Source organism: Bacteroides stercorirosoris, assembly GCF_900142015.1.
GTDB classification, from domain to species: Bacteria; Bacteroidota; Bacteroidia; order Bacteroidales; family Bacteroidaceae; genus Bacteroides; species Bacteroides stercorirosoris.
In genome coordinates this window covers 195,423-210,854 of the sequence record NZ_FQZN01000005.1, presented here as the reverse complement: position 1 = coordinate 210,854, position 15,432 = coordinate 195,423, and the positions used below count along the sequence as shown (strand labels likewise).

The window sequence follows — 15,432 nt, the reverse complement described above, 5'->3', positions numbered from 1 at the left end:
AAATGTATATTATTAAATTATTTAGTAAGAAACACTTACCGGAATACCCGTTTCTTTAATTAAGGCCGCAATGCGGTCCAGTTCCTCATGGGTGGCTTTGCACAAATCATGGTCAGGCGTTTCGCGGTCAATAGTATAAATCATCACCTGACGAGGTTTTATCTCTTTCACGGCTTCCAGCCAGGGAAGAACATATTTGTCAGAAGTATTATCCACATCTTTTCCCTGATAACTGCCTTTCATAAACATGGTTTGAATGATGCAATTACCTTTGAAAGCCTTCATGTGTTCAATGATTTCAGCTACTGAATAATGTGCGTTAGGACGATCCACGGTACGGATGTACTCCTCGTCTACCGTATCGAGTTTCAGGATATTGTTATCTATCTTATTCAATGCATCGAATACTGCAGGACGATGAATAAAAGTAGAATTACTCAATACGCTGACTTTAGCATTCGGGAAATACTTGTCGCGAAGAGCCAATGTGTCTTCTATGATTTCAGGAAAATGCGGATGAGCCGTCGGTTCACCGTTTCCGGCAAAGGTAAGCACATCGGGTTTAGGTCCGTTCTGCTGCATATCCTGAAGTCTGACTTCAAGGGCAGTACGGACTTCCTCACGGGTGGGAAGCGGCTTTTTGGCACGATGGTCGGCATTGAAACCACATTCGCAATAAATGCAGTCGAAAGAACACACTTTACCATCTTCCGGCAATAAGTTAATCCCTAAAGAAACTCCCAAACGGCGGGAATGAACAGGACCGAAAATGGGAGACGGATAAATAACAGTCATAATTCTCAAGGTTTATAACGGCAAAGTTAATTAAATCTTTATACGAAGCTGCATCTGCAAGTCAGCTTTTTTATTTCCTTGTATCAGGTCATTACCCGAACCAATGGTTTCACGGTCCTGATAGATGGTTTGTCCGAACTTAACAAGAAGCATAAAAGCTTTGTTCATATCGTAGCGGGCACAGGCGGAAAAGCGAAATCCCTGCCCATAGAAAGACGGAGTATAAAAGGTGTAAAGCAAACCCTTTTCGGAAGCATAGATGCGGGAATCATAATCGTCCGTGTGAAAATAGGTGCCTTGTACGGAGAGTTTCAGCGGAAAAGAAAAAGCATAGGAGCAGGATTGGGTAAGCTGGTAACCCTGGCACCCCTCCCGCCCCTGCGAATGAAAATGATTATAATCCACCGTTGTTCGTAACTGTAGATTATCCGGTGAATAAGTCAGCCGATAGCGCAGGCGATGATAATAGGTAGGGAGAATGACTTTCCCGTTTGTGCCCGCCACATCTCTTTCTTTGCGCTTATAGCGGTAATTGATATACATGGATAAATTGCGTTTGGGAGAATAGAGAGATTGAAACATAGCGTCTACTCCCTGGGACGGTTTACTGATACGGTATTTCCACCAGGGAAAGGAAAATAAATCCAGTGAAGCAAAGAATTTCCAATGGGCAAAGGGTGCTGCTTCGGCTGCCATATACCAGCCATTCTCATTCTGCGGCGTACTGCTTTCACCAAAGGAACGTGCAAACATAGCCCAATAATCGTGGGTATAATATCTATGAACAATTGATAGTTGATAACCGGTTAATATATTATATTTCAATTGATTTAGCAGTGAATAACCTCGCTTTCCCATAGCTGCTTCACCTGTCAGGGTAAAGCGGTTCAAGCGGTATTTATAATCTATGCCTGCATTATAGAAGTTATTTCCCTGCATATTATACTTGGCATAGGTTCGTAACTCCGGTTGAAAAGTATGGCTGAAAAAGTAGTAAATGCCTGTTAATCCTACTTTTAGGTTGTTCATTTCGTAGTTAATATTTCCGCCCATCAACTGCAAAGTGAAAGCGTTCATCTTTTCCGCTTCCTTCTCCGTGCGATGCAGTCCGGTCTTATAAATGGATGTGATTTCATCTTGTTCCACTACCCCATCCATGGAACGATGGGAATAGAAACCGGATATTTGAAGCGCAGGAATAATCTCCACCGTTGCCGCTGCTCCCCGAAAATAATTATACTCATCCGTCGAACTATGTTTCCGGATACCACCGCTACGGTTATCAAGAGTCGAAAGCGAATAAGTCTTACCTAAACGGAAATCCGTACTGACTACCAAGCCTTGACCGAAACTCAGCTTGTAATTACCTACAGCCAGTGTTTTCAATCTGCCCAGATTACGAAGCAGAAAGTAAATGGAATAGTAATCATATCCTTTTCCGTTGTGCAAGGCAAAAAGAGGTTCTCCGGCATCCTTTTCCGCTGTGACTCCCATCTGCAAATAGTCTCCATACCGATACCCATATCTCAGGGAATGATACATCGAAGGTCCCAAATAATTTTTCTGATACCCTTTACGGGTATAAAAAGGCACATCCAGCCGGGTTAATACCTCCTGTTTACCGTATTTCAACAGACTTTTCAACCGGGGAAAACCTCTCTTTTCCGCAACAGGATGCACACAAACAAAAGGTAACAGCAAGTCGATGGTATGCTTATCCATTTCCTCCACCAATTGCAGTTCATAAATGGTTTGCATCTGCCCGTGTATATACACATAAGCCAAGATATTTTCAATCTGAATATCCGAAAGAAAAGGAAATTGCTCTAATTCATGTTTAGTAGCAACATTGATATTAACAGGTTCCTGCAGGCGATTGGAAAGCTCTTCAAGTTCATCTTCCCAATTCTTTTCTTCTTCATCCATAGAGAGTTGCTCTATGTTCTCTTCCCATAGGGACACAGTTGTATTTTGAGCTTCAAGTACAGGAGTTATTAACAACATACTCAGAAAAACTCCCGACTTGAGTAATTTCATTCGTGTAAATAAGTTTAATAGCCACGAAATTACCATAAATAAGTTAACAAGACAAGGAAAACATCGACAATCAGACAAAATATGAAGATAAACACTTAATTTTGTGGCCGTGAACGCACGGCTTAACATATTAATCATTGCAGTCTTCCTTCTGTTCGGAACGTCCTTATGCCAGGCTCAGGAAACAAAAACCGAAGGATATCTGGTTCCTATGTGCGTTTACGAAGGAGACACTATCCCGTATATAAAGATACCTACCGTTTATATTTTCAAACCTCTCAAATTCAAGAACAAGAAACAATTGAATGAATATAACCGACTGGTATATAACGTAAAAAAGGTATTGCCTATCTCCAAAGAAATCAACCGTGCAGTTATTGAAACTTACGAATATATGATGACCTTACCCGATGAGAAGAGCCGTCAGAAACACATGAAAGCGGTAGAAAAAAGCCTGAAAGAACAATATACTCCACGCATGAAAAAGCTTTCTTTCTCTCAAGGAAAGTTATTGATCAAGTTAGTGGACCGCCAAACCAACTCCACGGGTTACGAACTGGTAAAAGCCTTCATGGGACCTTTTAAAGCAGGTTTCTATCAGACTTTCGCTGCACTGTTCGGTGCCAGTCTGAAAAAGCAATATGATCCCACAGGAGATGATGCGCTTACCGAGCGGGTTATTTTACTGGTAGAAAGCGGACAACTTTAAAATAGAAATATCCTACTCCTTATTTACGTAGTTTTTCAATCCCAACAGCCCCCTGTAATAACCTTCAAAGATCGTATGACTGTGTTTTTCTATATTCAAAGAATCATAGTTCAAAACAATCTTCGGACAAGCGGATAAAATCTTTATTGCCTCCTCTGTGGCAGGCTTAAATGACTCTTCTATTTTATCCTTCTTCCCGTTTGCCAGGTACATATAAAGCTGATTATCCTCTTTGTACTCTTTAATAAATTCTGAAAGTTTATCAATCATCATCTTCCTGCTATACATATAGTTAGGAGAGACGGACAGAATGCATTGAAACAAATCCGGATTGCTAAGTAAAGCATACGTCACAAACGTTCCGCCTAACGAATGTCCTACCAGTATATTCCGAGAACCCGTATTATACCTGCTCTTTATAAAAGGAATAATTTCCTTTTCCAAAGATAACAATAAAGAATCAGCCTTCCCAGGATCATCATACCCCTTTACCGATTCTGCATCCGTATAAGGAGGAGTTAATTCACTCTGCCTGTTAGGATTCGAAATACCAACGATTATACAGGGAATACCCGGATAAATCAACTCAAAGGTAGAACAAAACAAATTGAAAGTAGGTGGATATTGAGCATCGAATACATAGATAGTCAACAATGAATCACTCTTCAAAGTAGCATCTACCCCACTCCGGTATACTTGCAATTCACGTGAATCATCAAAATATTCAGAGTCATAAATATACCTGTCGCCCAATGGCTGCAACGAATAAAAGTCTGCTTGCGCTTTACCATTCCAGCTATGGAAAATACAGAATAAAAGAATTAATAAAACCTTTTTCATAGTTTGAACCCTCCTGTTGATATGATGTTAAGAACACTGTTAGTAATGGAAAGCAGTCATTATAGAAAATCATGTATTTCAAATACTTATCTATGTTGAAAACTACTATGAACCATTGTTTATATCTCTATTGATAAGGACATAATAACCACTGTTTGAACCGAGTTCAAACAACTTATCAACACCCTGTTATTTCAGTTTCTTGAATAAATCCCAGATAACGATACCGGCAGTTACAGATACGTTCAATGAGTGTTTCGTACCATATTGGGGTATCTCAATACATCCATCGGAATGGTCAATAACCTCCTGCTGAACTCCTTTCACCTCATTTCCCATAACCACAGCATACTTCCCAGCCTTATCCAGCACCAGTTCATCCAGCATGACACTGCCTTCAGCCTGTTCTACGGAATAAACCGTATAACCTGCTTTTTTGAGGTTATCAACCGCTTCAACACAGTTATCAACATGCTTCCAGTCCACGGTGAATTCAGCTCCCAAAGCCGTTTTATGCATTTCAGGATGGGGGGGAGTGGCTGTTATGCCACATAAATAGATACATTCTACCCGAAAAGCATCCGAAGTACGGAACACAGAACCTATATTATGAAGACTGCGGATATTATCCAATACCACCACCAAAGGCAACTTTTCAGCTTCCTTAAATTCCTCTACACTAATACGGTTCAGTTCGGTTATCTTTAGTTTACGCATGACAGTTATATTCTTTTGTTACGGACAAAACACACAAGTTCGGAACAAACTACCTACTTATATGTTATCTTTTTATTTCCTGCCCACAAAGATACTTCTTTCCGTTCACATCCCTGTTAATAACCGTTGAAAAGCTGTCAAAACAAACGGGAAAGAAATTCAAAAATAATTCTTGCAATATTCAAAACAACGTATATGCACCCACCGGAATGAACATTCCAAAAAAGTTAAGAGAAACTTTCCGAGGTTATATAAACACATTTTTCAGCCCTATTACACCGGTTTATAACTATAAAGTTATTAACTTTGCACTTTATCAACAAGCTGTTAATGGAGTTTTATAGATGGCTTATTATCAAGAGATATATATCTTATTTGCCCGTTGATAACGTACGAATAAAGTTTTATCTCATACTAATAACTTCTCCGGCAAGAAAAATCGTATTAACTTGTCGACACTATTAACAGCCTATCATTACTATCAAAGGATTTTTAAATTAGAAAGAGAAATAAAAAATATAATTATGGATAATCTCATAGAAGCTATCAAGCAACTGAAAAAGGAAAAGAATGCGATTATTCTGGGGCACTACTACCAGAAGGGGGAAATACAAGACATAGCCGATTACGTTGGCGACAGTCTGGCATTGGCACAATGGGCGGCACGGACGGAAGCGGACATCATTGTGATGTGCGGCGTCCACTTCATGGGCGAAACAGCCAAGGTGCTTTGTCCGAAGAAGAAGGTGCTGGTGCCTGACATGGCTGCCGGTTGTTCGTTGGCGGACAGTTGTCCGGCGGATGAATTCAGTCAGTTTGTCAAAGAGCATCCCGGATATACGGTGATATCATACGTGAATACGACGGCCGCCGTGAAAGCGGTGACGGATGTCGTGGTGACTTCCACCAATGCAAAGCAAATAGTGGAAAGCTTCCCCAAAGATGAGAAAATAATCTTTGGTCCGGACAGAAACCTGGGGAATTATATCAACTCTATCACCGGGCGCAATATGTTATTATGGGACGGTGCATGCCATGTACACGAACAATTCTCGGTTGAAAAGATTGTTGAACTGAAAGCGCAGCATCCCGATGCAGTGGTCTTGGCACATCCCGAATGTAAGAGCGTAGTTCTGAAGTTGGCTGATGTGGTAGGTTCTACGGCAGCTCTGCTGAAATATGCGGTGAATCATCCCGAAAAGAAGTATATTGTTGCCACCGAATCGGGTATTCTTCATGAGATGCAGAAGAAATGCCCGCAGACAACGTTTATTCCGGCTCCTCCTAACGATAGTACGTGTGCCTGCAATGAATGTAGCTTCATGAGGCTAAATACGCTGGAAAAGCTTTATAATTGCCTGAAAGACGAATCACCGGAGATAACAGTAGATCCTGAAATTGCTGAGAAAGCGGTGAAGCCTATCAAGAGGATGCTGGAGATTTCGGCAAAGCTGGGATTATGATCCGATAGATAAGATATGAATTCGCTTGGTGCACTCCGGGCGAATGACAATTCGCCCTTACAAGTGTTTTTACATAGCTTGTAAGGGCGCCATTTTTCTAACAATGCTTATATACTTACTTTGCACTTGCCAACATTAAAGTTGCAAGTGTTCTTACTTTCCTTCACTTCTTTCATCTCTCGTCAACTGCCCTGTCCATCGGCTTTCCGGCTGAAAGTATCTCCTGAAGAAAGAATTTTTCTACTTTCAGTCTTCAGTCGATACTACAAGCACGGGACGTTTCATGTTTAATAAGTAACGCTAAAAAAATAAGTGCTATTCCATATAGAAACTTTTTGTGTGGGAAAGTTCACGTGTTTCACGGTGTTGGAGATATAGACCGTATGTGTTGGATATATAGATGGGAGGCGCTGGATATATAGATGGGAGACATTGGATATATAGATGCGTTATCCAATCCTATTAAGTAGTGTTTATCAATCAATATCATTGCTTGTTTTGGGATAAAAGAAGCAATGATAACCGTTAAAACATTGCTTCTTTTCTTGTACGTATTTACACAAGAACTGCCCCCTTGCCAACTAATCCGTTGTTTATCGGAAGGTATTGGCTGAAAGCCAAAAAACATTCCTTCAGGAGATACTTTCAGCCGGAAAGTCGATGGACAGGGCAGTTGACGAGGGATGAAAGAACTGCAAGATAAGAAAAGGCTTTTCTCCCTAAATATTTAAAAGATTAGGATAATCTTCTATCTTACAAATGCTATTTTGGTAACCACCCCCTCTTTTCCTTCACTATCCGCAGCAAGCACCATATAAATTCCCGTAGATACTCTTTTACCTTGTTTATTTCTTCCGTTCCAGGTAAATTGTCCGCCTAAGGAAGTACCTTGGTAGATGAGATGGCCTGCGGTATCCACAATCTTCACGTCACTGTCATAAACCATACCTGTTACGGTAATCACTCCATCATAGTCCGGTCTTACAGGATTAGGATAAGCGCGTACATTGCTTTCTTTAAAGCTATTTTCAGCCTCTGTCGCGTCACTTTGATAGGAAACCAACCCTTTCCCTGTTCCGATAAAGACTTCGCCTGTGCGGGGATGTATGGCGATAGATTCAATACTATTGGAAAGTAGCGGACTGTTCTCTTCCGTGAAGTGGTGAACGGTTTCCATTCCGTTCGCGCTCAACAGATAGATTCCATTGGCTGCCGTCCCTATCCATTTACGGTTGGCACCATCCACTGCAATGGCATTGATTGCTTCGTTCACTAATAAGAAATCAGCCAGGTCACTCCCATCGTTGCGAGGTATTTTAATCTGTGTGCAATAGAAATTATCGTTGAAATAACGCGAAGGATTATTCAGCACCAAAGGTCCTTTGTTAGTACCTATCCAGATAGCGCCTTCCTTATCCTCGGCAATGCAATAAACTGCCAGTTGTTCCAGAATCGTTCCGTCTTGATTAGTGAACTGGGTGATGAATTTATGCTGGTCATCCGAAGTATCTTCTATCGTTCCGTTATAATTCAGACAGAATACTCCTCCCGATTCTATACGTGAAGAAGTGGCCCATAGCCAGCCCCTCTTATCGAAGATGGTGCGTCCGAAGTTACTTCTTTCCGTCGCTTCCGGGTAATTGAGACTTACCCAACTTCCATTTTTTCTTAATACCTGTACCGGATTTTTAGCAACACCGCAACTTACCATCCAAAGGTTATCTTCTTTATCATATATAAGTCCGTTCACACGTACATAATTGTTTTTCGAAGGTTCATCAGGCAATGCACTTTCAAGTGGGGAATTGTGCATACTATACCAGTTTACAAATCTTCCGTCTCTGAATTCATAGATACCTTCACCGGCCGATGCGGCGAAGTGATGTGTCTTATCCTGAAAATCCTGAACTACACAATTGATGTCATCATACCGAAGTTTAGTTTGTTCACTGATACCTTCTTCCTGAAAACTTTTCCAGATATTATCTTCGAATGTCATGATGGTTCCGGGACGTTCAAGCCTGTTTGCTATATGTCCGCCTCCGGCTATTAATAATCTTTCGCCGGTAAAATTCATGAAATAAGGATAGTTTCGTACAGGACTGTTAGGAATTATGTTTTCCGGTACCTCTTCTTTAAAAGGAATGTCCCGGTATTTAGAAAGAAATTCGGATGTATCATCCGATACTTTCTCCCAGTTATTAATGTCCAGCAGGTTGTCTGTCAATAATCCTGCAAACAATCCGTCGGAAGTAGCTGCATAAAGTTTTCCATCCGAAACATTACACGCCAGGACATTTTTATTCAGTGCATAATAATTGCTGATTTCCCGCTTTTTCAGGTTGACGCACAGAATGCCCGATGCTGTGGATAAATAAGCAGATTCTTTATAGAAACAGGCATGATTGACGGACTTATCCTGTGTTATATTCTTATTTTTATAATCAGGCAGATTATAAACGTATTCCTCATTCTCTAATAAGTCAATATTGGCATTGGAATAAATGATGATTAATATTTTGTAAACAGACTGGTAAGCTATATAAGATATTTCCGTATCGCTTAAAGGAAAAGATTTGGAGTAGGTATGGATGCTAGTGTCGTCTTTGTCATAAGCATATAAACCACCATTGGCAATAATGAAGAGTTTGTTTCCTATAACTTCGCTACGGGTAGGGTTGTGATAAGAAAGATAAGTCTGCCACTCTCCTATTGCATTTTGTGCACTGACAGGCAGAAAAGCGAATAAACTGAATAAGAGTATATATGAAAATCTCATAAAAGTCAGAGTTATATTAGTTTGTAAGTGTATTGCTTACAAACTAATAACTCTATATTTATGGGTTTATTGTATGCTATTGAGAAATTTGCAGAGTTTGTTGGTAGCTATGGCACGATGACTGATTTTATTTTTCAGATCATTACCCATTTCAGCAAAAGTCTGCGAATAACCTTCGGGAACAAATATCGGGTCATATCCGAAACCGGAATTACCTCGTCTGCTTTTTATTATTTCCCCTTTTATGACACCTTCGAACAGATGTTCTTTTCCATCGATAATCAGTGCGAATGCTGTGCGGAATTGAGCCTTCCGGTTTTCCATTCCTTCCATATTATGCAAAAGTTTCAGCATATTTGCTTCTGCATTATGTCCGTCTCCGGCATAGCGTGCAGAGTATACTCCGGGTTCTCCGTTCAGTGCTTCTACTTCCAGTCCGGTGTCGTCGGCAAAACAATCTATCTGATAGTTTTCAAAGATGTATTGGGCTTTCAATAAGGCATTTCCTTCTAAAGTATCCGCTGTTTCGGGAATGTCCACGTGGCAGTTAATGTCTTTCAAGCTAAGAAGTTCTATCCTGTTGCCTAAAATAGCGGTAACCTCTTCCAATTTGTGTGCATTGTTTGTGGCAAATACAAATTTTCTTTTCATAATAATTGGTATTATTTATCGTTGTATATTTGTGCAAAAGTACGAAAGATGAAGGGAATATTTCTCAATAGGGACCTAAAATATGTTTTGTTCATATTGTCTTTAACTATAAGTTATGGACTTCTCTTTGTTATATGGGAATTTCTGGACGTTCCTTTCTCAGGTTTTACTGATTTCCTGATAATTGCATTGCAATGGGTTGTCATTACTTCAGCCTCTTTTCCTTTATTTCTTTTATTGGGAATTAACAGATATGTTTTCTTTGTTTCTTTTCCGGCAATAGTGTTGTTAAGTGGCATTTTTGCTTATTTCCGTTATTCACTTCACATTACGTTGACTCCGATGTTGATTGATTTGATTGTAGTGAATGATGCAGGCTTCGGGATGGACTTTATGACTTGGAAACTGTTCCTGTTCATCCTGATTGCTCTGGTATACTCTTTATTTGCCGTGTATTGGCGTTGCAGTAAGATAAGAGTAAAAAGGTGGGAATTGTTTGTTGTGGTTTCCTTATGCCTCTTATTTGTATTTCATGGCATAGGAAGACTTTCGGGTTCCGTATCAAGGCGTATGCCGACTTCTTTCTTCTATGTACTGAAGGATTATATGTCTCAACGTCAATCGCAAGGTATGCGAATTGATTTTAAGGAAAATACTTACTGTGATGTGGATACTTTGACTGCAATTGTGGTATTAGGAGAATCATTGCGGGCGGACCATTTACAAATGAATGGATATAAAAGAAATACAACACCTTTACTCGCATCCAATGCACAGGTTTGTTCTTTTCCTTATGTTTATACAGAGGAGGTATTCACACATACCAGTCTACCTGTTATTTTAACAAGAGCGGATAGTATAAGTGATAAAAGAGCACAAATAGAAAGGTCTTTTATCTCTCTTTTCAGAAAAACCGGATTTCGTACGTCGTGGCTGGCCAGTCAGGAACCTGTAGATACCTATTCGGATTTCATGCACGAAGCAGATACACTGATATATGCCAATGAAGGGAAGAATGTGTATATGTTTGATAAATGGCTGGATGGCGCTTTATTACCTTCTTATCTGAAAGAATTAGAAGGTACAAATCCACGGAAACTGATTGTTCTACATACGATAGGATCACATTGGTGGTATAATTCTCATTTTGAAAAAGAGGTGTTCTTTCCTGTTCTCCGTTCAAAAAACGTATCGTCAAGTACACAGGAAGCTATTATTAATTCATATGACAATACTATTTTATATACCGATTGGTTTTTATATCAGCTTATTGAAAAGTTAAAGAATAAGCCGGCTATTCTTATTTATCTTTCCGATCATGGAGAATCTTTAGGTGAGAACGGAAAATACCTTCATGCAGAAGATAACGAACCGCTTCATTATCCGGCATGTTTCGTATGGTATTCGTCTGAATATGAAAATTTATTTCCCCGGAAAGTAGAGGCTATGAAAAGAAATGCTGCGAAACATGTCACTACGAGTTTCATGTTCCACAGCATTTTAGACGCTTCTTCCATTACATCCGTTTATCTGGATGAAGAACAAAGCATATTCAGATAAAGTATTATTTCACTCTCAACCTGTCAAACCCTTCTCCGTACACTCCGATAACCGAGCTTTGAGAAATAAATGCATTGGGATCAATGTCTTTCACCAAACGGAAAATGTCGATGGACTGACGCTTATATGCCAGGACAACGAGGACTTTTACGTTATGCTTACTGTACCAGCCGATACCATCCAACACCGTTACGCCACGGTGTGTCTCTTTGGTAATGCGATCCGCAATCTTTTCATATTCCTTCGAGAAGATGAAAAACTGTACGGACTGGCGGGCACTGTTGACAATGTAATCCAACACAAAACCGATAACAAACAAAGTTACAAAACCAAATATCACCCGTCTCCAGTCATGGAACACGAAGTAGCAGGAACTGATAATAACCACGTCGCAAAGCATCACCATACGTCCCAGCGTAACGTCTTTATACTTATGTATGATGGCGGCGATGATATCCGTTCCTCCCGTGCTTCCGTTGCAATTGAAAACAATTCCAAGGCCTACACCGCACATCACTGCACCTATCAGACAAGCCATAAAGTCCTGTCCCGGTCCCAGGATGAGTGGTGGAACACCATCAGAACCGTTTACCAGTATCTGGAAAAACCATAAAAAGAACGTCAGCCCGAAGATGGCAAAGGTAGTTTTAATACTGAATTTAGGACCCAGTATTTTGATCGCAAATGTCATTAAGACAGCATTGATGATGAAGTATGACCACTGGATAGGAAACCCGGTGGCATAATAGATGATGGCGCCAATACCGGTGGTTCCTCCCGTCGTTATCTGATAAGGAATCAGAAACGCGGCCCATCCCAAGGCATAGCTGATAAGACCAACAGTGATGAAGATGTAGTCTCTCAACTCCCTCATCACTTCGGCTTTGGTTGGTTTTGTAATTTGCATATCTGTTATTTAACAACGATGTTTACAATCTTCTTCGGAACGACGATAACCTTCGCTACCGACTTTCCTTCTATCCATTTGGCGGAACGTTCGTCTGCCAATACGGTGCTTTGGATAGTCTCTGATGTTTCGTCAGCAGGGAATTCCATGTTGAAGCGTGCCTTACCGTTGAAGGATATGGTGTAGTTGATTGTATCTTCCACCAGATATTCTTCGTTGTAGGCCGGCCACCGGGCATCGCAAACCGAAGTTGAATGTCCCAAAGTATCCCACAACTCCTCGCATACGTGCGGAGCGAAGGGAGCCAGTGTGATGACAAGCTCATTCAGAATTTCCTTCTTGCTGCATTTCAGGCTGAACAACTCGTTTACACAAATCATGAAAGCACTGACGGAAGTATTGTAAGAGAACTGTTCAATATCGCCCGTTACTTTCTTAATCAGTTTGTGTAAAGATTTCAGTTCTTCCTTGGTTGCAGGCTCATCCGTTACCGTATAGTTTCCGTTGCGGTCGTAGAACAGTGACCAGAACTTCTTGATGAAGCGGTACACACCGTCGATACCGTTCGTATCCCAAGGCTTGGATTGCTCTACAGGGCCCAGGAACATCTCGTACATACGCAATGTATCAGCACCGTATTTCTCCACGATCATATCCGGATTAACGACGTTGAACATGGATTTACTCATCTTCTCTACGGCCCATCCGCAGATGTACTTGCCATCTTCCAGGATAAACTCAGCGCTGGCAAATTCAGGACGCCATGCTTTGAAAGCTTCGAGATCCAGAATATCATTAGATACGATATTTACATCCACATGGAGTGGGGTAGTGTCGTACTGATTCTTCAGATTCAGAGAAACGAACTTGTTGCTATCTTTGATACGGTAGACAAAGTTACTCCGTCCCTGTATCATGCCTTGGTTAACCAACTTCTGGAACGGTTCTTCCACGATAGACACTCCTACATCGTGCAGGAATTTATTCCAGAAACGTGAATAAATCAAGTGTCCCGTAGCATGTTCCGTACCACCTACATAGAGGTCGACGCTTTTCCAGTATTCATCTATTTTCTTATCAACCAATGCTTTGTTGTTGTGCGGATCCATATAACGCAGATAGTAAGCGCTGGAACCTGCAAAGCCCGGCATGGTATTCAGTTCAAGAGGGAATACGGTGACGTTATCTATCTTCTCATTCTCTACCACACATTTGTTTACGATGTCCCAAGCCCATTTGGTAGCATGTCCCAACGGTGGTTCTCCGGTTTCGGTAGGAAGGAATTTGGCAACTTCCGGCAATTCAAGCGGCAGACAGCTTTCATCGATCATATAAGGCATTCCATCCTTGTAGTAAACCGGGAACGGTTCACCCCAGTAACGCTGGCGGGAGAAGATAGCGTCACGAAGACGGTAATTCACCTTTACGCGTCCCAGATTATGTTCTTTTACGTAGTTCTTGGTCTTTTCGATAGCTTCTTTGATGGTCAGTCCGTTCAATGTAAGATCACAGTAAGGAGTTACATCAGGTCTCGGAGAGTTGCAAACGATACCTTCTTTGGCATCAAAGCTTTCTTCGCTGACATCACAACCTTCTACCAACGGACGGATCTCCAATCCGAAATGTTTGGCAAAAGCATAGTCGCGGCTATCGTGTGCAGGTACAGCCATGATGGCACCTGTACCATAACCGGCAAGTACATAGTCACTGATCCAGATGGGCACTGCCTCACCTGTGAAAGGATTAATGGCATAACTTCCGGAGAATACACCCGTCACGCTGCGGTCTGTGATACGATCACGTTCGGTACGTTTCTTTGTCCGTTCCAGATAAGCGTTAACCTCGTCCTTTTGCTCAGGAGCAGTCAGCTGGGCTACCAATTCGCTTTCCGGTGCCAACACCATGAAAGTAACACCGAACATCGTATCTGCGCGAGTCGTGAAGATGGTAAATTCCAGATCGCTGTCTTTCACTTTGAACTGTACTTCGGCACCTTCGCTGCGACCGATCCAGTTTCTTTGAGTTTCTTTCAGAGAATCTGTCCAGTCGATGGTATCAAGTCCGTCCAACAGGCGTTGTGAATAGGCAGAAACACGAAGACACCATTGACGCATCTTCTTCTGAACTACGGGGAAACCTCCGCGTTCAGATACACCGTCTATCACTTCATCGTTGGCCAGAACCGTACCCAACTGTGCACACCAGTTTACCATCGTTTCACCCAGATAGGCGATGCGGTAGTTCATCAGGATTTCCTGTTTCTCTTTCTCGCTTTTAGCTTTCCATTCTTCGGCAGTGAAGCTGAGTTCTTCGCCACAAGCCACATTCATGCCGTTGGTACCTATTTGTTCGAAGGCCTGTATCAGTTCTTCGATAGGGCGGGCCTGCTTTTCATCATTGCAATAATAGCTGTTGAACATCTTCTGGAATGCCCATTGCGTCCAATGATAATACTCCGGTTCGCAGGTGCGGATTTCACGGCTCCAGTCGAAACAGAAGCCTATTTTGTCCAACTGTTCGCGATATCGGTCTATATTGTTGATGGTAGTGATTGCGGGATGTTGTCCCGTCTGTATGGCATATTGCTCGGCGGGAAGTCCATAAGCATCGTATCCCATAGGATTCAGTACATTGAAGCCCTGCAGTCGTTTGTAACGAGCGTAAATGTCCGAGGCAATGTATCCCAGCGGGTGTCCTACATGTAGTCCCGCACCGGATGGGTAGGGGAACATGTTTAGTACATAGTACTTTTGCTTCGTCTCGTCTTCCTTCACTTGGTAGGTTTTTTCTTCCACCCACCTTTGCTGCCACTTCTTTTCAATCTCCCTGAAATTGTACTCCATAATGGTTTTCTTTCGTTTTTTAGGGTTGATACTTAGTTATATACTTTATTAAACGGCGCAAATTTACGGGTTTATTTTCAGATTCGTAGCGTAGTACATCAAAAAAGCACCTTACTTATTTACTTTCCTTG

General features: G+C 41.4%; 11 protein-coding genes. 3 read left to right on the top strand and 8 right to left on the bottom strand.

The features are described 5' to 3' along the window. Positions 1-21 precede the first annotated feature (21 nt). Positions 22-795, bottom strand: coding sequence for a radical SAM protein (locus BUC01_RS05805; RefSeq protein ID WP_025831400.1), 774 nt, complete (start codon positions 793-795; stop codon positions 22-24). Positions 796-825: 30 nt separating this feature from the next. Beyond that, positions 826-2,832 (bottom strand): helix-hairpin-helix domain-containing protein, encoded by a 2,007-nt coding sequence (locus BUC01_RS05800; protein ID WP_073313017.1) that lies wholly within the window; start codon positions 2,830-2,832, stop codon positions 826-828. Between the two features lie 109 nt (positions 2,833-2,941). On the opposite strand from BUC01_RS05800, the gene BUC01_RS05795 reads away from it, so the two are divergent. After that, on the top strand, positions 2,942-3,541 hold the full coding sequence (locus tag BUC01_RS05795; protein WP_025831401.1) for a DUF4294 domain-containing protein: 600 nt from the start codon (positions 2,942-2,944) through the stop codon (positions 3,539-3,541). Positions 3,542-3,553: 12 nt separating this feature from the next. Here the strand turns inward: BUC01_RS05795 and BUC01_RS05790 are convergent, their stop codons facing one another. Together BUC01_RS05790 and BUC01_RS05785 are read right to left on the bottom strand one after the other, a co-directional pair. Beyond that, the gene (locus tag BUC01_RS05790) at positions 3,554-4,381 is read right to left on the bottom strand and encodes an alpha/beta hydrolase (RefSeq protein ID WP_025831402.1); all 828 of its coding nucleotides are present in this window, start codon (positions 4,379-4,381) and stop codon (positions 3,554-3,556) included. A 189-nt stretch (positions 4,382-4,570) separates the two neighbouring features. Beyond that, positions 4,571-5,098: an RNA methyltransferase gene (locus BUC01_RS05785; RefSeq protein WP_073313015.1), complete on the bottom strand. Its 528-nt coding sequence runs from the start codon at positions 5,096-5,098 to the stop codon at positions 4,571-4,573. A 443-nt stretch (positions 5,099-5,541) separates the two neighbouring features. Here BUC01_RS05785 and nadA point away from each other — a divergent pair, with 443 nt between their 5' ends. Then, positions 5,542-6,561, top strand: a complete 1,020-nt coding sequence (nadA, locus tag BUC01_RS05775; RefSeq protein ID WP_081795772.1) for a quinolinate synthase NadA — start codon at positions 5,542-5,544, stop codon at positions 6,559-6,561. A gap of 748 nt (positions 6,562-7,309) precedes the next feature. Here the strand turns inward: nadA and porZ are convergent. Next, positions 7,310-9,340, bottom strand: a complete 2,031-nt coding sequence (porZ, locus tag BUC01_RS05765) for a type IX secretion system anionic LPS delivery protein PorZ (RefSeq protein WP_025831404.1) — start codon at positions 9,338-9,340, stop codon at positions 7,310-7,312. Positions 9,341-9,406: 66 nt separating this feature from the next. Continuing rightward, positions 9,407-9,991, bottom strand: a complete 585-nt coding sequence (locus tag BUC01_RS05760) for a non-canonical purine NTP diphosphatase (RefSeq protein WP_025831405.1) — start codon at positions 9,989-9,991, stop codon at positions 9,407-9,409. Positions 9,992-10,333: 342 nt separating this feature from the next. Here BUC01_RS05760 and BUC01_RS05755 point away from each other — a divergent pair, with 342 nt between their 5' ends. Continuing rightward, positions 10,334-11,551, top strand: a complete 1,218-nt coding sequence (locus BUC01_RS05755; RefSeq protein ID WP_175560865.1) for a phosphoethanolamine transferase — start codon at positions 10,334-10,336, stop codon at positions 11,549-11,551. 4 nt (positions 11,552-11,555) lie between these two features. Here the strand turns inward: BUC01_RS05755 and BUC01_RS05750 are convergent, their stop codons facing one another. Beyond that, on the bottom strand, positions 11,556-12,458 hold the full coding sequence (locus BUC01_RS05750) for a YitT family protein (RefSeq protein WP_073313008.1): 903 nt from the start codon (positions 12,456-12,458) through the stop codon (positions 11,556-11,558). Positions 12,459-12,463: 5 nt separating this feature from the next. Then, positions 12,464-15,301: a leucine--tRNA ligase gene (leuS, locus tag BUC01_RS05745; protein WP_025831408.1), complete on the bottom strand. Its 2,838-nt coding sequence runs from the start codon at positions 15,299-15,301 to the stop codon at positions 12,464-12,466. Positions 15,302-15,432: the final 131 nt, after the last annotated feature.